The sequence below is a fragment of the Pseudomonas sp. KT_2_4 genome (assembly GCF_041410225.1).
GTDB classification, from domain to species: domain Bacteria; phylum Pseudomonadota; class Gammaproteobacteria; order Pseudomonadales; family Pseudomonadaceae; genus Aquipseudomonas; species Aquipseudomonas paracarnis.
Genome location: NZ_CP166962.1, coordinates 1,430,629 through 1,452,833 on the forward strand (window position 1 = coordinate 1,430,629; position 22,205 = coordinate 1,452,833).

Annotated in this window: 20 protein-coding genes; 12 read left to right on the forward strand and 8 right to left on the reverse strand. The window is 58.8% G+C overall.

Annotation, left to right across the window (positions count from 1 at the left end; translation table 11 throughout):
• Positions 1–8 precede the first annotated feature (8 nt).
• The 7 genes from AB9N64_RS06330 to AB9N64_RS06360 all read left to right on the forward strand — a co-directional run bounded on the left by AB9N64_RS06330 (position 9) and on the right by AB9N64_RS06360 (position 7,183).
• Positions 9–938 (forward strand): DMT family transporter, encoded by a 930-nt coding sequence (locus tag AB9N64_RS06330; RefSeq protein ID WP_371360057.1) that lies wholly within the window; start codon positions 9–11, stop codon positions 936–938.
• Between the two features lie 205 nt (positions 939–1,143).
• A complete protein-coding gene (locus tag AB9N64_RS06335) occupies positions 1,144–4,065 on the forward strand; it encodes a monovalent cation/H+ antiporter subunit A (RefSeq protein WP_137271343.1) in 2,922 nt (973 codons plus the stop codon).
• A complete protein-coding gene (locus AB9N64_RS06340; protein ID WP_003192163.1) occupies positions 4,065–4,409 on the forward strand; it encodes a Na+/H+ antiporter subunit C in 345 nt (114 codons plus the stop codon). The genes AB9N64_RS06335 and AB9N64_RS06340 overlap by 1 nt, the downstream gene beginning before the upstream one ends.
• On the forward strand, positions 4,406–6,088 hold the full coding sequence (locus AB9N64_RS06345; protein ID WP_014718933.1) for a monovalent cation/H+ antiporter subunit D: 1,683 nt from the start codon (positions 4,406–4,408) through the stop codon (positions 6,086–6,088). The genes AB9N64_RS06340 and AB9N64_RS06345 overlap by 4 nt, the downstream gene beginning before the upstream one ends.
• The gene (locus tag AB9N64_RS06350; RefSeq protein ID WP_014718934.1) at positions 6,085–6,573 is read left to right on the forward strand and encodes a Na+/H+ antiporter subunit E; all 489 of its coding nucleotides are present in this window, start codon (positions 6,085–6,087) and stop codon (positions 6,571–6,573) included. The genes AB9N64_RS06345 and AB9N64_RS06350 overlap by 4 nt, the downstream gene beginning before the upstream one ends.
• Positions 6,570–6,848 carry a K+/H+ antiporter subunit F gene (locus AB9N64_RS06355; protein WP_003192168.1) on the forward strand — a complete coding sequence of 93 codons (279 nt, stop codon included), beginning with the start codon at positions 6,570–6,572 and terminating at the stop codon, positions 6,846–6,848. Before AB9N64_RS06350 ends, AB9N64_RS06355 begins: the two co-directional genes overlap by 4 nt.
• Positions 6,845–7,183: a Na+/H+ antiporter subunit G gene (locus AB9N64_RS06360; protein ID WP_020302326.1), complete on the forward strand. Its 339-nt coding sequence runs from the start codon at positions 6,845–6,847 to the stop codon at positions 7,181–7,183. Before AB9N64_RS06355 ends, AB9N64_RS06360 begins: the two co-directional genes overlap by 4 nt.
• Before the next feature lie 74 nt (positions 7,184–7,257).
• On the opposite strand, the gene AB9N64_RS06365 is transcribed toward AB9N64_RS06360, so the two are convergent.
• Positions 7,258–8,094 (reverse strand): IS3 family transposase, encoded by an 837-nt coding sequence (locus AB9N64_RS06365; protein ID WP_371360384.1) that lies wholly within the window; start codon positions 8,092–8,094, stop codon positions 7,258–7,260.
• On the reverse strand, positions 8,091–8,393 hold the full coding sequence (locus AB9N64_RS06370; protein WP_014717988.1) for a transposase: 303 nt from the start codon (positions 8,391–8,393) through the stop codon (positions 8,091–8,093). Before AB9N64_RS06370 ends, AB9N64_RS06365 begins: the two co-directional genes overlap by 4 nt.
• Before the next feature lie 288 nt (positions 8,394–8,681).
• On the opposite strand from AB9N64_RS06370, the gene AB9N64_RS06375 reads away from it, so the two are divergent.
• Positions 8,682–9,689, forward strand: a complete 1,008-nt coding sequence (locus AB9N64_RS06375; RefSeq protein ID WP_019819429.1) for a hypothetical protein — start codon at positions 8,682–8,684, stop codon at positions 9,687–9,689.
• Positions 9,690–10,141: 452 nt separating this feature from the next.
• On the forward strand, positions 10,142–11,503 hold the full coding sequence (locus AB9N64_RS06380; protein ID WP_014718937.1) for a toxin-antitoxin system YwqK family antitoxin: 1,362 nt from the start codon (positions 10,142–10,144) through the stop codon (positions 11,501–11,503).
• Positions 11,504–11,615: 112 nt separating this feature from the next.
• Here the strand turns inward: AB9N64_RS06380 and cysS are convergent, their stop codons facing one another.
• Both cysS and AB9N64_RS06390 read right to left on the reverse strand, forming a co-directional pair.
• Entirely contained in the window at positions 11,616–12,998 is a 1,383-nt protein-coding gene (cysS, locus tag AB9N64_RS06385) for a cysteine--tRNA ligase (RefSeq protein ID WP_032902823.1), read from the reverse strand.
• 15 nt (positions 12,999–13,013) lie between these two features.
• Positions 13,014–14,714, reverse strand: a complete 1,701-nt coding sequence (locus tag AB9N64_RS06390; RefSeq protein ID WP_014718939.1) for a glutamine--tRNA ligase/YqeY domain fusion protein — start codon at positions 14,712–14,714, stop codon at positions 13,014–13,016.
• 237 nt (positions 14,715–14,951) lie between these two features.
• Between AB9N64_RS06390 and AB9N64_RS06395 the strand changes: the two genes are divergently transcribed.
• Positions 14,952–15,458 (forward strand): peptidylprolyl isomerase, encoded by a 507-nt coding sequence (locus AB9N64_RS06395; RefSeq protein ID WP_371360058.1) that lies wholly within the window; start codon positions 14,952–14,954, stop codon positions 15,456–15,458.
• Positions 15,455–16,204: a UDP-2,3-diacylglucosamine diphosphatase gene (lpxH, locus tag AB9N64_RS06400; RefSeq protein ID WP_060767014.1), complete on the forward strand. Its 750-nt coding sequence runs from the start codon at positions 15,455–15,457 to the stop codon at positions 16,202–16,204. The genes AB9N64_RS06395 and lpxH overlap by 4 nt, the downstream gene beginning before the upstream one ends.
• Positions 16,205–16,337: 133 nt before the next feature.
• Here the strand turns inward: lpxH and AB9N64_RS06405 are convergent, their stop codons facing one another.
• From AB9N64_RS06405 to AB9N64_RS06420, 4 genes are read right to left on the reverse strand one after another with little or no spacing between them, the layout of a single operon-like run.
• On the reverse strand, positions 16,338–17,867 hold the full coding sequence (locus AB9N64_RS06405) for a DHA2 family efflux MFS transporter permease subunit (protein ID WP_020302329.1): 1,530 nt from the start codon (positions 17,865–17,867) through the stop codon (positions 16,338–16,340).
• Positions 17,867–19,066, reverse strand: coding sequence for an efflux RND transporter periplasmic adaptor subunit (locus AB9N64_RS06410; RefSeq protein ID WP_014718943.1), 1,200 nt, complete (start codon positions 19,064–19,066; stop codon positions 17,867–17,869). The genes AB9N64_RS06405 and AB9N64_RS06410 overlap by 1 nt, the downstream gene beginning before the upstream one ends.
• 15 nt (positions 19,067–19,081) lie before the next feature.
• The gene (locus AB9N64_RS06415) at positions 19,082–20,533 is read right to left on the reverse strand and encodes an efflux transporter outer membrane subunit (RefSeq protein WP_020302330.1); all 1,452 of its coding nucleotides are present in this window, start codon (positions 20,531–20,533) and stop codon (positions 19,082–19,084) included.
• Entirely contained in the window at positions 20,530–21,003 is a 474-nt protein-coding gene (locus AB9N64_RS06420; protein ID WP_014718945.1) for a MarR family winged helix-turn-helix transcriptional regulator, read from the reverse strand. The genes AB9N64_RS06415 and AB9N64_RS06420 overlap by 4 nt, the downstream gene beginning before the upstream one ends.
• A gap of 185 nt (positions 21,004–21,188) precedes the next feature.
• Here AB9N64_RS06420 and AB9N64_RS06425 point away from each other — a divergent pair, with 185 nt between their 5' ends.
• Complete coding sequence (locus AB9N64_RS06425) at positions 21,189–22,157, forward strand: fimbrial protein (protein WP_137271345.1); 969 nt, start codon at positions 21,189–21,191, stop codon at positions 22,155–22,157.
• The last annotated feature ends 48 nt before the right edge of the window (positions 22,158–22,205 follow it).

Sequence of the window (22,205 nt, forward strand, 5' to 3'; positions counted from 1 at the left end):
GAGCCGCCATGACCGCCCCGAACTCCCCTTCGCGTTTCAACCGTTTCAGTAAAGCCGAATGCATCCTGGTGGTGATCACCATGATCTGGGGCGGCACCTTTTTACTGGTGCAGCACGCCATGACCGTCAGCGGGCCGATGTTCTTTGTCGGCCTGCGCTTCGCAGCCGCGACGATTGTGGTGGGGTTCTTTTCCTTGCGCACCCTGCGCGACCTGACCCTGTTCGAATTGAAGGCCGGAGTGTTTATCGGGGTGGCGATCATGTTCGGCTACGGTTTGCAGACCATTGGCCTGCAAACCATCTTGAGCAGCCAATCGGCGTTTATCACCGCCTTGTATGTGCCGTTCGTGCCGCTGTTGCAGTGGCTGGTGCTGGGCCGTCGCCCCGGCTTGATGCCCAGCATCGGCATCATGTTGGCGTTTGCCGGGTTGATGCTGTTGACCGGCCCGGCGGGGGCTTCGTTGAACTTCAGCCCAGGTGAAATCGCCACGCTGATCGGTGCAGTGGCAATAGCGGCCGAGATCATCTTGATCAGTGCATTTGCCGGTCAGGTGGATATTCGTCGGGTGACCGTGGTGCAACTGGCCACCGCTTCGGTGCTGTCGTTCATGATGGTGGTGCCCATGGGCGAGGCGTTGCCGGGCTTTTCCTGGCTGCTGCTGTTCAGTGCAGTGGGCCTGGGCTTGACCAGTGCGGTGATCCAGGTGGCGATGAACTGGGCCCAGCAAAGTGTGTCGCCAACCCGGGCGACGTTGATTTATGCCGGTGAGCCGGTGTGGGCAGGCGTTGTGGGGCGAATCGCCGGGGAGCGGTTCCCGCCAATCGCGATGCTGGGTGCGGTGTTGATTGTGCTGGCGGTGATTGTGAGTGAGTTGAAGACCAAGGGGCAAAAGGCCGTTGAGCTGGCAGATGCCTTGGAACAGGAGCGTCAGGGCTAACCTGGGAACGCTGGAGTGCCAGGTCTATGGTCATCGCGGGCAAGCCCGGCTCCCAGAGGGTCGGCATTTCAGTTCAGAGGGAGGTTGAAACAGTGCCAAATGGGACGTTTCAGCCTACTTTGTAGGATCCTGCCACATCTTGCCGTTTGGTGATCATGAAAGCGGCACGTATGATGCATCCCAAACTCCCGCAGATTAGAAGCCTATGTCCCTGATAGTTCTACTGCTTCTGCCTTTTATCGGCAGCTGTCTGGCGGCCTTGCTGCCGCATAACGCACGTAACACCGAATCCCTGTTGGCCGGCCTTGTGGCGCTGGTCGGTACTATTCAAGTCGCCCTGCTCTACCCCCAGATCGCCCACGGTGGCGTGATCCGCGAAGAATTCATGTGGTTGCCCAGCCTGGGGCTGAACTTCGTGTTGCGCATGGATGGGTTTGCCTGGCTGTTCTCGATGCTGGTGCTGGGCATCGGCACGCTGGTGTCGCTGTATGCGCGCTACTACATGTCGCCGGACGACCCGGTGCCGCGTTTCTTTGCGTTTTTCCTGGCGTTCATGGGCGCCATGCTGGGTTTGGTGATCTCCGGCAACCTGATCCAGATCGTATTCTTCTGGGAACTGACCAGCCTGTTCTCGTTCCTGCTGATCGGCTATTGGCACCACCGTGCCGATGCGCGACGCGGGGCGTATATGGCGCTGATGGTCACCGGCGCCGGCGGGCTGTGCCTGTTGGCGGGGGTGATGCTGCTGGGGCATATCGTCGGCAGCTATGATCTGGACCAGGTGCTGGCGGCGGGCGATCAGATTCGCGCGCATTCGCTGTACCCGGTCATGCTCGCCCTGGTGCTGATCGGCGCCTTGAGCAAAAGCGCGCAGTTCCCCTTCCATTTCTGGCTGCCCCACGCCATGGCGGCGCCAACGCCGGTTTCGGCCTACCTGCACTCGGCGACGATGGTGAAGGCCGGCGTGTTCCTGCTGGCCCGCCTGTGGCCATCGCTGTCCGGCAGCGAAGAATGGTTCTGGATCGTCGGCGGTGCCGGCGCCCTCACGCTCCTCCTCGGCGCTTACTGCGCCATGTTTCAAAACGATCTCAAGGGCCTGCTGGCCTATTCCACCATCAGCCATCTCGGGCTGATCACCCTGCTGCTGGGCCTTAACAGCCCGCTGGCCGCTGTTGCCGCGGTATTCCATATTCTCAACCACGCCACCTTCAAGGCTTCGCTGTTCATGGCCGCGGGCATCATCGACCACGAAAGCGGCACGCGGGATATCCGCAAGCTCAGCGGGCTGGTGCGCCTGATCCCGTTTACCGCGACCCTGGCGATGGTCGCCAGCGCGTCCATGGCCGGGGTGCCGTTGCTCAATGGCTTCCTGTCCAAAGAGATGTTCTTTGCCGAAACCGTGTTTATCTCGTCGACTCAGTGGGTGGAAATCGCCCTGCCGCTGATCGCGACCATTGCCGGTACATTCAGCGTGGCCTATGCCCTGCGTTTTACCGTGGATGTGTTCTTCGGCCCGCCCGCCACCGACTTGCCACACACGCCCCACGAGCCGCCGCGCTGGATGCGGGCACCGGTCGAGTTGTTGGTGTTCACCTGCCTGCTGGTGGGGATTTTCCCGGCCCAGGTGGTCGGCTCGATCCTCGCCGCTGCCGCCCTGCCGGTGGTGGGCGGTACGTTGCCGGAATATAGCCTGGCGATCTGGCACGGCTGGAACGCGCCGATGATCATGAGCCTGGTGGCGATGACCGGCGGCGTGGTGCTGTACCTGATGCTGCGCAAACAACTCAAGCGTGGCCGCTTCGAATACCCGCCGCTGATCGGCTACTTCAACGGCAAGCGCGGTTTCGAGCGCTGCCTGGTGGTGATGATGCGCGGTGTGCGCCGGATCGAGAAACGCATCAGCACCAAGCGCCTGCAAACCCAGTTGTTCCTGTTGGTGCTACTGGCAGTGATCGGCGCGATGATCCCGATGATCAACAGTGGCCTCAGCTGGGGCGACCGCCCGAAAATCCCGGGGTCCATCGTCTTCGTCACCCTGTGGTTGCTGGCGATTGCCTGCGCCCTCGGCGCCGCCTGGCAAGCCAAGTACCACCGGCTGGCGGCCCTGACCATGGTCAGCGTGTGCGGCCTGATGACCTGCGTCACCTTCGTGTGGTTCTCAGCGCCGGACCTGGCCCTCACCCAATTGGTGGTGGAAGTAGTCACTACCGTGTTGATCCTGCTTGGCCTGCGCTGGCTGCCACGGCGGATCGAAGAGGTCTCACCCCTGCCCAGCTCGCTGCGCAAGGCGCGTATCCGCCGCCTGCGTGACTTGCTGCTGTCCACCGTAGTCGGCGGCGGCATGGCGCTGTTGTCCTATGCGATGCTGACCCGCCAGACGCCCAACGATATTTCCTCGTTCTACTTAAGCCGTGCCCTGCCCGAAGGCGGCGGCAGCAATGTGGTGAACGTGATGCTGGTGGACTTCCGTGGCTTCGACACCCTGGGCGAAATCACCGTACTGGGCGCTGTGGCCTTGACCGTGTACGCCTTGCTGCGCCGCTTCCGCCCGTCCAAGGAAAGCATGGAGTTGCCGCCCCAACAGCGCCAACTGGCGCCAGACGTGGCCACCGACCTGGTCAACCCGCGCCAGGCCAGCGACACCGCCCTGGGCTTTATGATGGTGCCGGCGGTGCTGGTGCGCCTGCTGCTGCCGATTGCGCTGGTGGTGTCGTTCTACCTGTTCATGCGTGGCCACAACCAACCGGGTGGTGGTTTCGTCGCCGGGCTGGTGATGTCGGTGGCGTTTATCCTGCAATACATGGTTGCCGGCACCCAGTGGGTCGAGGCGCAGATGAGCCTGCGGCCCATGCGCTGGATGGGCTTCGGCCTGCTGTCGGCCACCTTGACCGGGCTGGGTGCGCTGTTCGCCGGGTACCCGTTCCTCACTACGCATACCTGGCATTTCAGCCTGCCGCTACTGGGCGATATTCATATCGCCAGTGCGCTGTTCTTTGACGTCGGCGTGTACGCCATGGTCGTGGGCTCGACCCTGTTGATGCTCACCGCCCTCGGCCACCAGTCGGTGCGCGCGCATAAACCGAGCAACCAGCCCAAAGTGGTTGCTGCAACCGAAGGAGCCGCCTGATGGAAGAAGTCATCGCAATAGCCATTGGGGTCCTGGCTGCCTCCGGCGTCTGGTTGATCCTGCGGCCACGGACGTTCCAGGTGGTCATGGGTTTGTGCCTGCTGTCCTACGGGGTCAACCTGTTCATCTTCAGCATGGGCAGCCTGTTTATCGGCAAGGAGCCGATCATCAAGGACGGCGTGCCCCAAGACCTGCTCAACTACACCGACCCACTGCCCCAGGCCCTGGTGCTCACGGCCATTGTGATCAGCTTCGCCATGACCGCGTTGTTCCTGGTGGTGCTGCTGGCCTCCCGGGGCCTCACCGGCACTGACCATGTAGACGGCCGGGAGCCCAAGGAATGACGTGGATGAATCAACTGATCGTCGCGCCGATCCTGCTGCCGCTGCTCACCGCCGGGCTGATGCTGATGCTGGGCGAGAAACGCCGCCCGCTCAAAGCCCAGATCAATCTGTGCTCCAGCATCGTCGGCCTGGGCGTGGCCATCCTGCTCTTGTACTGGACGCAACAAGGCGGCCCCGGCTCCATTGGCGTGTACCTGCCGGGCAACTGGCAGGTTCCGTTCGGCATCGTGTTGGTGGTGGACCAACTGTCGGCGATGATGCTGGTGCTGACCGGAGTTATCGGCGTCAGCGCGCTGCTGTTCGCCATGGCCCGCTGGGACCGTGCGGGCACCAGCTTCCATGCCCTGTTCCAGATCCAACTGATGGGGCTGTATGGCGCCTTCCTCACCGCCGACCTGTTCAACCTGTTCGTGTTCTTCGAAGTGCTGCTGGCCGCCTCCTACGGCCTGATGCTGCACGGTTCCGGCCGCGCGCGGGTATCGTCGGGGCTGCATTACATTGCGATCAACCTGCTGGCGTCGTCGCTGTTCCTGATTGGCGCGGCGATGATCTACGGCGTCACCGGCACGCTGAACTTTGCCGACCTGGCGTTGAAGATCCCGCTGGTGCCGGAGGCGGATCGCGGCCTGTTGCATGCCGGTGCGGCGATCCTGGCTACGGCGTTCCTGGCCAAGGCCGGCATGTGGCCGCTGAACTTCTGGCTGGCGCCCGCCTATTCCTCGGCCAGCGCGCCGGTGGCGGCAATGTTCGCGATCATGACCAAGGTCGGCGTGTACACCGTGCTGCGCCTGTGGACCCTGCTGTTCTCCGGCCAGGCCGGCGCCTCGGCGCTGTTTGGCGGGGATTGGCTGGTGTATGGCGGCATGGCGACCATCATTTGCGCGGCACTGGCGATGGTGGCGGCGCAGCGCCTGGAGCGCATGGCCAGCCTGAGTATCCTGGTGTCGGCCGGGATCCTGCTGTCAGCGGTAGGGTTTGCCCAGCCAAGCCTGACCGCGGGGGCGCTGTTCTATCTGGTCAGCTCAACCCTCGCACTGAGTGCATTGTTTTTGCTGGCGGAGTTGATCGAGCGTTCGCGTTCGGCCAACGACCTGCCGCTGGATGAGGAGATTGATGCGCTGCCCAAAGCCATGGAATCGCTGCATCCGCGCCCGGGTGTGAACCTGGACGATGAGCAAAAAGCGGTGATCGGCCAGGTCATCCCTTGGACCATGGCCTTCCTGGGCCTGAGCTTTATCGCCTGCGCGCTGTTGATTATCGGCATGCCGCCGCTGTCCGGGTTTATCGGCAAGCTCAGCCTGTTGAGTGCGCTGATCAATCCACTGGGCCTGGGCAACGCCGTGGACGAGTCCATCCGCCCGGCGGCCTGGGGCCTGGTCGCGCTGCTGATTCTCTCTGGCCTGGCCTCGCTCATCGCTTTCGCCCGCCTCGGCATCCAGCGCTTCTGGACCCCGGAAGAACGCCCATCACCGCTGCTGCGCCGCTACGAGTGTGTGCCGATCTTCCTGCTGCTGGGGTTGAGCATCGCGCTGACCTTCAAGGCCGAGGCGCTGATGCGCTACACCCAGGCCACCGCCCAAAGCCTGAACAACCCGGAACACTACGTGATGGCAGTGCTCGCGACCCGCCCAGTGCCCAGCCCTGAAGCCAAGGCCGCCGCCCTGGAGGTGCAGCCATGAAACGTCTGTTCCCGGCTCCCTGGCTGTCGTTGGCGTTGTGGGTATTATGGCTGGTGCTGAACTTGTCGATCAGCCCCGGCAACCTGCTGCTGGGCGCACTGTTGGGCTTTCTTGCGCCGCTGATGATGGCGCCGCTGCGCCCGCTGCCGATCCGCATCCGTCGCCCTGGGGTGATCATCCGCCTGTTTTTCCGGGTCGGCCTTGACGTGATCATCTCCAACCTGCACGTCGCCTGGGGCGTACTCACTTGCGGCTCACGCCCACCGCGCTCGCGCTTTATCAAGATCCCCCTGGACCTGCGCGACGCCAACGGCCTGGCGGTGCTGGCGATGATCACCAGCGTGACCCCCGGCACCGTCTGGTCGGAACTGGCCCTGGACCGCAGCATCCTGCTGCTGCACGTTTTCGACCTGGATGACGAAGCCTCGTTTATCCAGCAATTCAAGCACGCCTACGAACGGCCCCTGATGGAGATCTTCGAATGAGCGCCCTGCTCGCCAATGCGATCCTGTTCAGCCTGTTCCTGTTCTCCCTGGCCATGGTGCTGACCCTGGTGCGCCTGTTCAAAGGCCCCTCGGCCCAGGACCGGGTACTGGCGCTGGACTACCTGTACATCCTGGCGATGCTGATGATGCTGACCCTGGGTATTCGCTATGCCAGCGACACTTACTTTGAAGCAGCGCTATTGATCGCGCTGTTCGGCTTCGTCGGCTCGTTCGCCCTGGCCAAATTCCTGCTGCGTGGGGAGGTGATTGAATGATGCCGTTATGGGTTGAGATTATCGTGGCGGCGTTGCTGTTGCTCAGCAGCCTGTTTGCCTTGATTGGCGCGATTGGCTTGCTGCGGATGAAAGAATTTTTCCAACGCATGCACCCGCCGGCACTGGCCTCGACGCTGGGGGCGTGGAGCGTGGCGTTGGCGTCGATCATCTATTTTTCGGTGCTCAAGTCCGGACCGGTATTGCATGGCTGGTTGATTCCGATTTTGCTCGCGATCACCGTGCCGGTCACCACACTGCTGCTGGCGCGAACGGCCCTGTTCCGCAAACGCATGGCCGGTGATGACGTCCCCGCCGAAGTCAGCAGCCGCCGCTGATTCTTCAGGCGAATTCAGTAAAAATGTGGGAGCTGGCTTGAACTGGTCAAGTAATCTTGGACACCGATTAAGGTTCACGCCACCAACCTTTCCTTCGCGACCGGCGACCGGTAGTCGTTGTAGCTGTGAGGCCTGCTGATGTTGTAGCGCGAGACATAGCGCTGCACGTCTGCCCGGGCCTCATGTTCCAGTTTGTAGCCCGTTTCAGGAACCCACTCTGATTTCAAACTACCAAAGAAACGCTCCATGGGGGCGTTGTCCCAGCACTCGCCTTTACGGCTCATACTTTGTCTAAATCCGTGTTTCATAAGCTCGTTTCGGAATTTATGACTGGTGTACTGACAACCTTGGTCTGAATGAAACAACACATCCTGGGGGCGGCCGCGTAGCTCAACCGCCATGCGTAGCGCTTCGCAGGTCAGATTGGCATCAGAAATCATCGAGAACGACCAACCCACGATCCTCCGAGCGTACAAATCCAGAACGGCGGCGAAGTACATCCATCGCTTGCCGACCTTGATGTAAGTTACGTCGCCACACCACACCTGGTTAACCGCCGTTACATCAAATTTTCGCTTGAGCACGTGCGGCGCAACCAATGCCTCAACGCCCGGCGACTTGTACTTATGGCGCCTGCGCTGACGACTAGCGATGCCAGCTTCGCGCATCAAACTGCGAGCCATATAACGTCCGATACGATGCCCTTTGGCTTTTAGCTCCTTGGACAAAGTACGTGCGCCGGCCGACTCTCTGGACGCCCTGTGGTGCTTGACCAGCGCGGCTTTGAGCTTGTCCCGTTCAGGATTTGCTCTGCCTTGGCGCTGGCGCCAGGCGTAGAAACTACTACGGTTGATCCCAAACGCCCGGCAACACCTTTTAACGCCGTATTGCTCGTCCAGCTCATCGATCAGCGTGAATGATCTTTGGCGTCCAAAAGCAGGAGAGCACTGGCCTTTTTTAGGATTTCAATGTCCAGGTCTTTCTCCCTGAGTAGGGCTTTGAGCCTCTGGATTTCTCGCTGATCAGCGGTAATTGCCTTGGCCCCTACCGGGGTCGAACCCAGGCGTTCTTTCTGCACTTGATCGACCCAGCGGCGTAGAGCAGTGGGGCCGATATCTAGGCTGGCACAGACCTCAGTAACCGGCTGGCCTTCATCCAGCACCATGCTGGCAGCCTTGAGCTTGAACTCACTCGAATAAGATTTACGCATATCCAAACACCTCAGATTTGGGCGCTATCATAACGCCCGATTGAAGTGTCCAAAATCATTAGGCCAGTTCAGCTTGCCTGCGATAGCGGTTTATCAGTTACAGCATCATTGACTGAAACTGCGCCATCGCAGGCAAGCCAGCTCCCACATTTGGTTTGGCGCCAGGCAAAAGAGCGGATACGCGCCACCAATTGCGCCAACTTAGCATCATCCCGCTACGCGCCACATCGGGAAGCGCCCGCTCGATCCAGCACTAAACCTTTCCCGTATAACATGAGAGAACAATAAATGTACTCGATCGACTTGGCACTGATGAAGCCCGGAGATATCGTTTTCACCACCGAAACAAGCCTCACAAGCAAGACAATAAGAAACTTTACCGGGGGCAACTATTCGCACGTCATGCTTTGCGTAGGTTATGGCAGCTGTATACATGCGGATAAAAAAGGGGGCGTTCATTCTTTTAATGCGCAGAGATTGCTTGTTGAACACCCGAATCAAATCGCCCTAAAACGATACAACCCGCATCTTTCACCTGAGACTTCGAAAATCATTGAGCAATATGCTCGATTAAAAATTGGCACAGTATATTCTATATGGGAGGCCGTGAAGGCGGCGCCCTTTTTCAAGAAGGAATGGCTTGGGCACTTAAAAGTCGAACTTGAAAAGCCTTCAAGTCTTCAATTTTGCTCAAGGCTGGTAGCGCAAGCCTACAGCCATGCGGGCCTGAAGCTATCGGCCACTCCATCCAGTTGCACTCCGGTCGAAATCTTCAACTCTCCAAGGCTCGAACTGGTTGAAAACGCAGTTATCCGAGTCCCTGAAGAGCTGGTAGCACTTGTAAACGACGAATCAAAGAACAAAATTAAGATACATACAGACACAATCAAAAGACTACTCGAAAGCGTTAGAAAACTATACGGAGACTCCATCCAAACTTTGCATGACCTCGAAGCCTTAGCCATTACCACTGAGGGTGCAGACGATATAATTTCCGACTTAACAATCAAATCTGGCTACTTAGAACTATGGAAGATTGACATCAAAGAAAACCCTTGGCGATACAGTCAAATCGAATTTGAAAAGTGGGCGACCGATAAACAGAATAGAACAGAGATCGCCCAAAACGAATTAGGCATGGCACAGCATCAGCTAAGCCGCCACTTAGAGTCTCTTCATATAACACGCGAAAACTATAAAAATTACCCAAACAAAACGCTCGGACAACTAATAGCACTATACGAAACCCTAGTAATGCTCGCAGTGAAGAAGACAGAATTATTCTCTCACTATTGAACGCATGCATCACACCTACAACAAGCCAAGTCTTCAATATTTATATTCAAAAACGCCCCGAACCAGTCGGGGCGTTTTTTTTTATTCAACGTGCAGCTTTCAACGGTCAGTCAGCCAACCGTCACGTCGTCCCACCCTTGCCGTCTTCCAACCCACACCATTGCGGTCAGTTGGGTAGACCCACCCCCTTTTACCGTCAGCTATTGAACACCCGCAAGCACTAACAACGTAAAGCACCGTGACATACTTCCCAAAGAAACATCCTACGTCCGCGCCAGAAACCCTCGCTTCTTTGTAGACAACGATTGACCCATAGTCTTCTCTTTGGTGCCCGATACTCCATTGAGCGTTTCTAGCGGGCACACCTTCCACTCAAACGTAAATCGAAGTCACGAACAGCCACCACCCAAAACTTTACCCTCTCTATACAAGTCAATTAATGGAAAATCGGGATGCAATTCGAATATAAGAAATTCTTAGTGACACTAGCACTCATCTCGAATGCAATATACGCTCAAGCCGAACAGACTCACCTATCGACAATTCTAAATATAAAAATGAATGCAACCTATCTCGACATAGATACAGAAACCCCGGACTCTTTCGGCGTAAAGCTCATGGCGGCAGTTCGTCTGACGCTTTCGACAGAACACAGTTGTGGCACTTCAAAACTGCATATCACACCGGACTCCATCGGCGTTCCTGTCGAACGTTTCCTAGCAGAAGTTAAGAAAATCAAAAAATACGCTGATGATGGAGCCGCACTATTTATCACCCATCAGGATTGTGATCGAAAAATACCAATGGCAACCAAATTCGCTACCTGCACGGGTGAAACATGCAGATCACTCACAGATGTGCTAATTGATGGAAAAATGTACTTAGACGAGAATTACCGACCCGTTCCAGCTGCGCGCAGTCTTTTTTTCATAGAGCAACCCCAAACTTATGACAAAACGCTAAAAGCCTGGAAAGTATATATCTACGATAAAAAAACCAAGAAGATTGCGGCTGATGGATTCGTCGACAATGAAGACTATGCTGCGAGCAAATTCATCCATAAATTTCGCACCTTTCATAGCAACGGCATGGTTTCGAGTTCTATTGAAATGAGTGCGCAGGGGCAACGTGAAGGAAAAAGTATTGTTCGCCACAAAAACGGAAAAATTGAAAAATCCATAAATTACAATAACGGAATTATCACTGACGGCGAGTACATAACTTACGACCCGACAGGAAAAATCAAGATCCGTGAGCATTATGCAAATGGAGTGCTAAATGGCCCAAGAGTCAAACTGTACGCTAACGGAAATCCTGAATCCATGGAAAAATATTTAGATGGCAGTCGCTCAGGAATATCAAATTATTACTATGAAGACGGCACACTAAAAAATATACAAGATTATGACCGCGGGCAGTTGGATGGCTGGGACGTCAAATACTTCGCAAACGGCCAGACCGAATCACAAACACTCTATACAAATCAGCACATTAGAATAAGCCACGAATGGAACATTGACGGTATAAAAGTCAGCCAATGGGAACAAGACGAAAATCATAACCGCCAAGGCGACGACATAGAATGGTATGACAACGGACAAAAAAGAAAGCACTCAATTTATAAAGACGGAAAACTACATGGAAAGATGCAAGGTTGGTCTGAGGATGGAACTCAACTTTATTCTACCGAATACGCACACGGCGAGAGAAACGGACAATCACGGCAGTGGGGCCGAGACGGGACGTTGATAGAAGACTGCCAATACCAAGCAGGAAAAATTTCAGAGCCGTGTTCGGTGAGAACTCCGCTCTGACTATGAAGGTCTTGGACAGGAATAGAGGTTTAATTCGAAAAACTTAGCAATATGCAAAAAAACGCCCCGAACCAGTCGGGGCGTTTTTCATTCAGCGTGCAGCTTTCAACGGTCAGTCAGCCAACCGCCACGTCGTCCCACCCTTGCCGTCTTCCAACACCACACCCATCGCGGTCAGTTGGTCGCGGATACGGTCGGATTCCGCCCAGTCTTTATTGGTGCGAGCCGCCAGACGCGCCTGGATCAGTGCATCTACCTCAGCGGCATCCACACGCCCTTCGGCACCCGCTTGCAGGAAGTCATCGGCTTCCATCTGCAACACGCCCAGCACGCTGGCCAGTTCTTTAAGGCGCGCCGCCAGGCCCGCCGCTGCGTCGATATCGGTCTCGCGCAAGCGGTTGATCTCGCGCACCATCTCGAACAGCACGGCGCAGGCTTCCGGGGTGCCGAAGTCGTCGTTCATCACTTCGGTGAAACGTGCCACGAAGGCTTCGCCGCCTGCAGGTGCCACCGCGGGCAGGCCTTTCAACGCGTGATAGAAACGCTCCAAAGCGCCCTTGGCGTCCTTGAGGTTGTCTTCGGAGTAGTTGATGGCGCTGCGGTAGTGGCTCGACACCAGCAGGTAACGCACCACTTCCGGGTGGTACTTTTCCAGCACGTCGCGGATGGTGAAGAAGTTGTTCAAGGACTTGGACATCTTCTCGCCATTGATGCGGATCATGCCGCAGTGCATCCAGGCATTGGCGTAGGTCTTGCCGGTGGCGGCTTCGCTCTGGGCGATTTCGTTTTCGTGGTGCGGGAACTCAAGGTCGCTGCCGCCGCCATGAATGTCGAAGGTCTCGCCCAGGCAGCAGGTGGACATCACCGAGCATTCGATGTGCCAGCCCGGACGCCCGGCGCCCCACGGCGACTCCCAGCTCGGCTCGCCCGGCTTGGTACCTTTCCACAGTACGAAGTCGAGCGGGTCCTGCTTGGCTTCGTCGACTTCGATCCGCGCGCCGATGCGCAGGTCTTCGATCTTCTTGCGCGACAGCTTGCCGTAGCCCATGAACTTGGCGACGCGGTAGTACACGTCGCCGTTGCCTGGGGCGTAGGCGTAGCCCTTGTCGATCAAGGTCTGGATCATCGCGTGCATGCCAGGGATGTGGTCCGTGGCACGCGGTTCCATGTCCGGCTTGAGGATGTTGAGGCGCGCCTCGTCCTCGTGCATGGCGGCGATCATGCGCTCGGTCAGCGCATCGAACGACTCGCCGTTTTCGTTGGCACGGTTGATGATCTTGTCGTCGATGTCGGTGATGTTGCGCACGTACGTCAAGTCATAGCCACTGAAACGCAACCAGCGGGTCACCAGGTCGAAGGCAACCATGCTGCGGCCGTGGCCGATGTGGCAGTAGTCGTACACGGTCATGCCGCACACGTACATGCGCACCTTGTTGCCATCCAGCGGCTTGAAGACTTCTTTGGTCTTGCTGAGCGTGTTGTAGATCGTTAGCACGATGTTTCCCTTAAATCACTGGCCCCACGAATCTCGCAAGGTCACGGTACGGTTGAATACCGGAGTGCCTGGTTTCGAGTCCTTGATATCTGCGCAGAAGTAGCCTTCGCGCTCGAACTGGAAACGGTCTTCCGGCTGTGCGTCGCCAAGCGATGGCTCGGCACGACAACCAGTGAGTACTTGCAGGGAGTCAGGGTTGATGTTGTCGAGGAAACTCGCGCTGTCTTCCGCCTTCTCAGGGTTCGGCGAGCGGAACAGACGATCGTACAGGCGCACTTCGCACTCGATGCTGGCAGCGGCCGGTACCCAGTGGACCACACCCTTGACCTTGCGGCCTTCAGGGTTCTTGCCCAGGGTGTCCGGATCGTACGAGCAACGCAGTTCAACGATGTTGCCATCGGCGTCCTTGATCGCTTCGTCCGCACGGATCACGTAGCTGCCGCGCAGGCGCACTTCGCCATTCGGCTCCAGGCGCTTGTAGCCCTTGGGCGGCTCTTCCATGAAGTCGTCACGGTCGATGTAGATTTCGCGGGCGAATGGCAATTTGCGCACGCCCAGCTCTTCTTTCTGCGGGTGGCGCGGCAGTTCGAGGTTCTCGACCTGGCCTTCCGGGTAGTTGGTGATCACGACTTTCAACGGACGCAGCACGCACATGGCGCGCGGTGCATTGGCATCCAGGTCCTGACGGATGCTGAATTCGAGCATGCCGAAATCGACCACGCCGTCGGAGCGGTTGGTGCCGACCATGTCGCAGAAGTTGCGGATCGACGCCGGGGTGTAGCCACGGCGACGGAAGCCCGACAGTGTGGACATGCGCGGGTCGTCCCAGCCATGCACGTGTTTTTCATCCACCAGTTGCTTGAGCTTGCGCTTGCTGGTGATGGTGTAGTTCAGGTTCAGGCGGCTGAACTCGTACTGACGCGGGTGCGCCGGAACCGGCAGACTGTCCAGGAACCATTCGTACAGCGGGCGATGGCTTTCGAACTCCAGGGTGCAGATGGAGTGGGTGATGCCTTCGATGGCGTCCGACTGACCGTGGGTGAAGTCGTAGTTGGGGTAGATGCACCACTTGTCACCGGTCTGGTGGTGATGGGCATGGCGGATGCGGTACATGATCGGGTCACGCAGGTTCATGTTCGGCGAGGCCATGTCGATCTTGGCGCGCAGCACGCGGGCGCCGTCCGGGAATTCGCCGGCGCGCATACGGTTGAACCAGTCCAGGTTCTCTTCTACCGAACGGTCGCGGAACGGGCTGTTCTTGCCCGGCTCGGTCAGCGTGCCACGGTATTCCTTGGCCTGCTCCGGGGTCAGGTCGTCCACATAAGCCTTGCCGGCCTTGATCAGCTCGACGGCCCAGTCGAACAACTGGTCGAAATACTTGGAGGCATAGCGCACTTCACCGGACCATTCGAAGCCCAGCCACTTGATGTCGCTTTCGATGGCGTCGATGTATTCCTGGTCTTCCTTGGCCGGGTTGGTGTCGTCGAAACGCAGGTGCGTGACGCCACCGAACTCCTGGGCCAGGCCGAAGTTCACACAGATCGACTTGGCGTGGCCGATGTGCAGGTAGCCGTTGGGCTCTGGCGGGAAACGGGTGACGATCTGCGTGTGCTTGCCCGAATCCAGGTCCGCCTGGATGATCGGGCGCAGGAAATTGACCGGGACGGCAGGTCCGGCCTTGGTATTCGAGGTAGGGTCGACAGTGGGCTTGCTCATAGGATCCTTGAACAGACAGGTGCATGGCCAGGTGGGGCCAGATAAAACAAAGGGCTCATAATAGCCGAAGCAGTCAAGACACATACAGAGCGCGGCCAATTAATTGCCCGGGCGGTAAAAAACCACCTCGAAATTCCCGCAGGGCACGCTAAACTGCGCGCCTTGGCCGTCGTTTAGCCAGACAGGTAAGGTGCCCAGGCGCCCACACCCACGAATTCCCTGAAAAGAGTAGTGAACATGACTCAAGTCAAACTGACCACCAACCACGGTGACATCGTCATCGAGCTGAACGCCGAGAAAGCGCCGATCACCGTCGCCAACTTCATTGAATACGTGAAAGCCGGCCACTACGAAAACACCGTTTTCCACCGTGTCATCGGCAACTTCATGATCCAGGGCGGCGGTTTCGAGCCTGGCATGAAAGAGAAGAAAGACAAGCGTCCAAGCATCCAGAACGAAGCGAACAACGGCCTTTCCAACGACAAGTACACCGTCGCCATGGCCCGTACCATGGAGCCGCATTCGGCCTCCGCGCAGTTCTTCATCAACGTCGCCGACAACGCCTTCCTGAACCACAGCGGCAAGAACGTGCAGGGTTGGGGCTACGCGGTGTTCGGTAAAGTCACCCAAGGCACTGACGTTGTCGACAAGATCAAAGGCGTATCCACCACCTCCAAGGCCGGTCACCAGGACGTTCCAGCCGAAGACGTGATCGTCGAGAAAGCCGAGATCATCGAAGCGTGATATTGCTGATTTCAGACTTGCATCTGGAAGAGGAACGCCCGGACATTACCCGGGCGTTTCTGGATCTGCTCCATGGCCGCGCCCGTGGTGCCCAGGCGCTGTACATTCTGGGGGACTTCTTCGAAGCCTGGATTGGCGACGATGGCATGACCCCCTTCCAACGTTCCATCTGTGAGGCTCTGCGTGAGCTGAGCGACAGCGGCACCCCGATTTTCATCATGCACGGCAACCGCGATTTCCTGATCGGCAAGGCGTTCTGCAAAGCGGCAGGCGCTACCTTGCTCAAGGACCCGACGGTCGTGCAGTTGTATGGCGAGCCTGTGCTGTTGATGCACGGCGACAGCCTCTGCACCCGCGACCTCGGCTATATGAAGCTGCGGCGCATCCTGCGTAACCCGATTGTGCTGTTTATCCTGCGCCACCTGCCCTTGGGCACCCGCCACAAACTGGCGCGCAAGTTGCGCAGTGAGAGCAGTGCTCAAGTGCGCATGAAGGCCAACGACATTGTCGATGTCACCCCTGAAGAAGTGCCACGGGTGATGCAGCAGTTCGGCGTGCGCACCCTGGTCCACGGCCATACCCACCGCCCCGCCATCCATAAGTTGCAGATCGGCGACCAGGCGGCCAAGCGCATTGTGCTGGGGGACTGGGACAAGCAAGGCTGGGCGTTGCAGGTGGAGGAGCAAGGCTTTCAACTGGCGGCGTTTGATTTCGTCAACCCGCAGCTCGCGCTGCCTGGCGCCTGAACCTCTGACACAACACCGATCAACCTGTGGGAGCTGGCTTGCCTGCGATAGCATCACCTCGGTGCATCTGATACACCGAGGTGTCTGCATCGCAGGCAAGCCAGCTCCCACAGGAACCGCGCTGACCTTATGATCAGTGCCCCGAAGCCGCAGGCCCGGCCTTCGCCGTAAACGGCGGCTTGGCCAGCCACACCAGCAACATCAAGCCCATGAACATCCACCCTAGCAACGTGAAGTAATCCACGGTGGACATCATGTACGCCTGGCTGGTGAGAATCTGGTCCAGTTGGGTATAGGCCTTCTGCCCTGCCCCACCCAGCGCCTGCAACGCATCGCGGGTGGTCGAGTCGTAGACGGTCATGTTCTCGCTCATGTAGGCATGGTGCTGGTCGGCCCGGCGGATCCAGATCCAGGTGGTCAGCGATGCCGCAAAGCTGCCGCCCAAGGTACGCAGGAAGGTCGCCAGCCCCGCGCCGTCGGCAATCTGGTGCGGCGGCAGGTCGGACATCAGGATGCTCAAGGTCGGCATGAAGAACAGCGCCACGCCGATGCCCATGAACAGCTGCACCATGGCGATGTGGGTAAAGTCCACTTCGTTGGTGAAACCGGCGCGCATGAAGCAGCTCAAGCCAATCGCCAGGAATGCCAGGCCCGCCAGCAGGCGCAGGTCGAACTTGTGCGCGTACTTGCCCACGAATGGCGACATCAGCACCGGCAAAATGCCGATCGGCGCCACCGCCAGCCCGGCCCAGGTGGCGGTGTAGCCCATCTGGGTTTGCAGCCACTGCGGCAGGATCAGGTTGATGCCGAAAAAGCCCGCATAACCGAGGATCAACACGATGGTGCCGATCCGGAAATTACGGTGTGCGAACAGCCGCAGGTTGACCACCGGGTGCTTGTCGGTCATCTCCCAGATCACGAACACCGCCAGGGCAATCACCGAAATGGCCGCACCGATGATGATGAAGTTGGACTCGAACCAGTCCAGGTCATTGCCCTTGTCGAGGATGATCTGCAAGGCACCCACCCCGACGATCAGACTCAACAACCCGACGTAATCCATCGGCTGGTAGCTGGTGACCACCGGGCGTTTCTTCAACTGCGAGCGCACCACCATCACCGCGAAGATACCGATGGGCACGTTGATGAAAAAGATCCACGGCCAACTGTAGCTGTCGGTGATCCAGCCGCCGAGGATGGGACCTGCAATCGGCGCCACCACCGTGACCATCGCCAATAACGCCAGGGCCATGCCGCGCTTGGCCGGTGGGTAGACCGCAATCAGCAAGGTCTGGGTCATCGGGTACAGCGGCCCTGCCACCAAACCTTGCAGAACCCGAAAGCCGATCAACTCAGGCATCGAGGTGGAAATACCGCACAGGAACGACGCCAGCACAAACAGCAGGGTCGCCCACAAAAACAGCTTCACCTCGCCAAAGCGCCGGCTCAACCAACCGGTGAGCGGCAAGGCGATGGCGTTGCTCACCGCAAACGAGGTGATCACCCAGGTGCCCTGCTCCGAACTCACCCCCAGGTTGCCGGAGATAGTCGGCAACGCCACGTTGGCGATGGTAGTGTCGAGCACCTGCATGAAGGTCGCCAGCGACAGGCCAATGGTGGCCATCAACAGGCTGGGTGGCGTGAACGAGGCGTTATTGCTCATCAGCGTTGCGCAGCCTTGGGAGCGGCGACGCTATTGTCATGGATCAACTGGTTGATCATGGCATCGGCCTCGGCCAATTGGCGGTCATATACGTTGGTGGTGAACGAGGCTTTTTGCGGCGCCTGTTGCGCCAGCACCGGGCCGCTCTGGTCGTGTAGGTCTACATTCACCACGGTGCTCAAGCCCACGCGCAGCGGGTGTTTGGCCAGCTCTTCGGCGTTGATATGGATGCGCACCGGTACCCGCTGCACGATCTTGATCCAGTTGCCGGTGGCGTTCTGTGCAGGCAACAAGGCGAACGCGCTGCCGGTGCCGGCGCCGAGGCTGTCGACGGTGCCGCTGTACTTGACGTCGCTGCCGTAGATGTCCGACTCGATATCCACCGGCTGGCCGATGCGCATATCCCGCAGTTGGGTTTCCTTGAAGTTGGCGTCGATCCACAGCTGGTCCAGCGGGATCACCGCCATCAGCGCGGTGCCCGGTTGGACGCGCTGGCCCAGTTGCACGGTGCGCTTGGCCACATAGCCGGTGACCGGCGCGATCAAGGTGCTGCGGGCATTGGTCAGGTACGCCTGGCGCAGTTGCGCGGCGGCCGCTTGCACATCGGGATGGGACGAAATCACCGTGTCATCCACCAGGGCATTGGTGGTTTTGAGTTGTTGCTCAAGGTTGGTCAAGGCGTTCTTGGCAGCGGTCAGGCTGTCGCGAGCGTGAGACAGTTCTTCCTGGGAAATCGCGCCGCCCTGGGCCAGGGTTTTACGGCGGTTGTAGTTGTCCTGGGCGGTTTGCACATCGGCTTTCTGCGCATTGACTTGGGCTTTCATGCCATCGACGTTGCTGTACAAACCGCGCACTTGGCGTACGGTGCGGGCCAGGTTGGCCTGGGCACTCTGCAGGCCGACGGCGGCGTCGTTGGGGTCGAAGTTGATCAGCACCTGGCCTTCATGGACCAGGTCACCATCGTCGGCGCCGATGCTGACCACGGTGCCGGTGACCAGCGGGGTGATTTCCACCACGTTGCCGTTCACATAGGCGTCATCGGTGCTTTCATTGAAGCGCCCGTAGAACTCATACCAGGCCCACACGCCCACCACACTGAGGATGACGATCAGCGCCAGGCCGATCAGCATCACTTTGCGTTTGCGCGGGTTGGTGTCTTTGGGTTGTTCGGTTGCGTTGGTGCTTTCGGCAGTGGCCATGACAAATACCTCAAATTATTCCGTGCGTGTTGCGGGGGTGGTCGCGGCCACGCTGTTGGCGTGATACCCGCCACCCAGGGCCTGCATCAATTGAATCGACAGGTCGATCTGCGCCGCATTCAGGGTCGCCAGCTGACGCTGGGCCTGTAGCAATTGCTGTTCGATGCTGAGCACATCCAGGTAGTTACCGATGCCTGAGCTGTAGCGTTGCACCCCGGTGTCGTAGGACTGTTGCGCGATGTCGGCCGCGTGTTGCTGGGCCTGGATCTGCCGACCGGTATCGCGCAGTTGGGACAGGCTGTTGCCGATATCACCCAAGGCTTGCACCAGGGTTTTGTTGTACTGGGCCACGGCCAGGTCGTAGTCGGCGTCGCGGGCATCGAGGTCGGCGCGCAGGCGGCCGCCGTCAAAAATCGGCAGCGAAATCGTCGGTGCAATGTTGAAGAAGCGGCTGGCTGAACCGAACATCGCATCGCCCAGCAACGACTCGGCACCGGCGCTCGCGCTCAGGTTGAGGTTGGGGTAGAAGCGGGTCTTGCTGGCATCGATGTTCTTGCTCGCGGCCTCTACGCGCCAGCGTGCGGCGACCAGGTCCGGACGACGGCCGAGCAGCTCGGCAGGCAACACCGCCGGCACGGCCACGGCGCTGGGTTTGAGCACCGCTGGGCGCGCCAACTCGTCACCGCGGTCCGGGCCTTTGCCGAGCAACACAGCCAACGCGATCTTGGCGCTTTGCAGTTGTTTTTCCGCATCAATCAGTTGCGACTGAGAACTGGCTTCCAGGCTCTCGGTCTGCTGGAACTGGTACTCGCTGTCGATACCGGAACTCAGGCGGCGCTTGCTCAGGTCGAGCATCTGGCGGGTACGCTTGAGGTCATCGACGGCCAGGTCACGCACGATATGCGCCTGGCCGAGGTCGCTGTAGGCCTTGGCCACGTTCGCGGCCAGAGTCAGGCGCGCGGCCTGCTGGTCGACTTCGGCAGCACGGGCCTCGCCCAACGCGGCTTCCCAGGCGGCGCGCTGGCCGCCCCAGAGGTCGAAGTTGTAATTGAAGCTGGCGCCGATGTTGCGCACCGTCGAATAGGCATCGCCCTGCCCGCGTGGGTCCTGATCCTTGGCCAGGCGCGAACGGCTCACGCCGGCGCTGGCATCCACGGTCGGCATACGCGCGGCGTTGGCGGCATAGGCGGCGGCTTCGGCCTGATGCGCACGGGCGTCGGCGACTTGCATGTCGGGGCTGTTTTGCAGGGCTTCCTGGATCAGGCCGTCAAGCTGAGGGTCGCCCAGGCTTTTCCACCAGTCAGCGGCCGGCCAGGCGGCGCTCGACAGCGTCACCCCGCTCAGGGACTTGCCGGTGTGCAGGGTGTTGGCGTCGAGGCGCTGGCCTTGGGTGTCGAGGCCGCTGTAATTGGCGCAACCGGCCAACGTCATCGCCGCCAGCACCAGGCTGAGTGCGCGAGTGTTCATGATCGACCTACCCGCTGGATCGTGATGGGGTCACCCGCAGCGATCAGCATTTTTTTCAGGATGCGCTCCAGGGTTTCCAGCTCGCCCGGCTCAAGCACGCCGGCCAACTGGTTGAGCGCCTTGGCGCCAATATGCGGGAGCATGTCCGCCAGGCGCTGGCCTTCGGCGGTCAGCACCAACTGCACTTGGCGGCGATCCAGCTCGGAACGCTTGCGGCTGAGCAAGTCTTTTTGCTCCAGCCGGTCGAGCATGCGCGTCATCGAACCGCTGTCCAGGGACAGGTTGCGGCACAGCTCCGCCGGGGTGTCGACGCCGAACTGGGCCATGATGATCAACACCTTGAACTGCGCCGCGGTAATGCCGTGGGGTTCCATATGGGTGTCGATGATGCGGTCCTTGAGGATCGCGGCGCGGCCCAGCAACAGGCCGAGGTGGCAGTTGTGGAAGTTGTCAGGGGTGAAGTGAGGCATCGAAAGTCACCTTATTACTGCCTAGGCAGTGAATGTGTGACGGGATGTTACTGCTTAGGCAGCGAATGTCAAATGGAATAATTAGGTTGCTTGGTAGTTGGTGGGTTCTAAGGATTGCCTGATGGGCAGCGTTGCCTCGGCTGTTTAACGTACAACGCTTCCAGACCAACACGTAAAGCCCGCCCATGAAGCGTTTAAAACCAAGTTTCCCCCTGCTTTGCTTCATCACCACGATGATGCTAGGGTGCTCAGCGATCGCCCAGGCAGCGAATTGTGTCGCCATTGACTCCAAAGTTGACAACCTCAACTTCGGCGCAAGCCTGGCAAACAATACGCTGACCATTGCCGCCGACACGCCTAATGGCACCGTGGTCTATCAAGATACCGTGCAAAGTCTCAGTAATGTTTGGTCGTGCAAAGACACGTCCTTGTATGGCATTTTCGCCAATCCCAAGCTGAGCCCCACAACCAGCGGGCAAAAATGGTTTCCCCTTGGCAAATCAGGTCTCTCCTACAGCATCTGGATAGGCTCCCTGAACCGCTATGAACACGGTTTAACCGCCATAGGGCCGGCCAACGCCTACGGCGTCGGCCCAGGGGAGGTCAGGCTGGAAATCGCCAAAACCGGCCCGCTGGCGGAAAAAGTCAATATTGATGCAGGCTACCTGGGCAGCCTCCAAGGCGGAGAACTGGTTCTCAAAAATTTCAACCTGATGAACCCCATCGTATTGAATGCGGCCTCCTGCCAGACACCCGCCGTCCCGGTTGCCATGGGCGACGACTATCAGCTCCAGGATTTTGACCAGGCCGGTGCCACACCGCGCAAGGTGCGCTTCAACATCGGCCTGAACCAATGCCAGACCGGCATCAAGAAAGTCACCTATTCGCTCAAGGCCACCACCCCCGTCATCGACGCCGCCAAAGGCATCGTCGCACTCAATAACACTTCCACCGCTACCGGCATTGGCCTGCAACTGATGAATGAAACTGGGCAGCCCATCGCATTGGACACCGCCTACCCATTCAACGCCTTCACCACCACCGGCACCACTTTCAAGATCCCCCTGTCGGCGGCGTATTACCGCTTGCCCAACGGCAACCTCAAGGCCGGCAGCGCCAACACCGAAGTCACCTTTATCGTGAACTACCTGTAACACTCTAAGGATCGTCTGATTTTCCCTACACCCGGCCAGCCCTAGAGT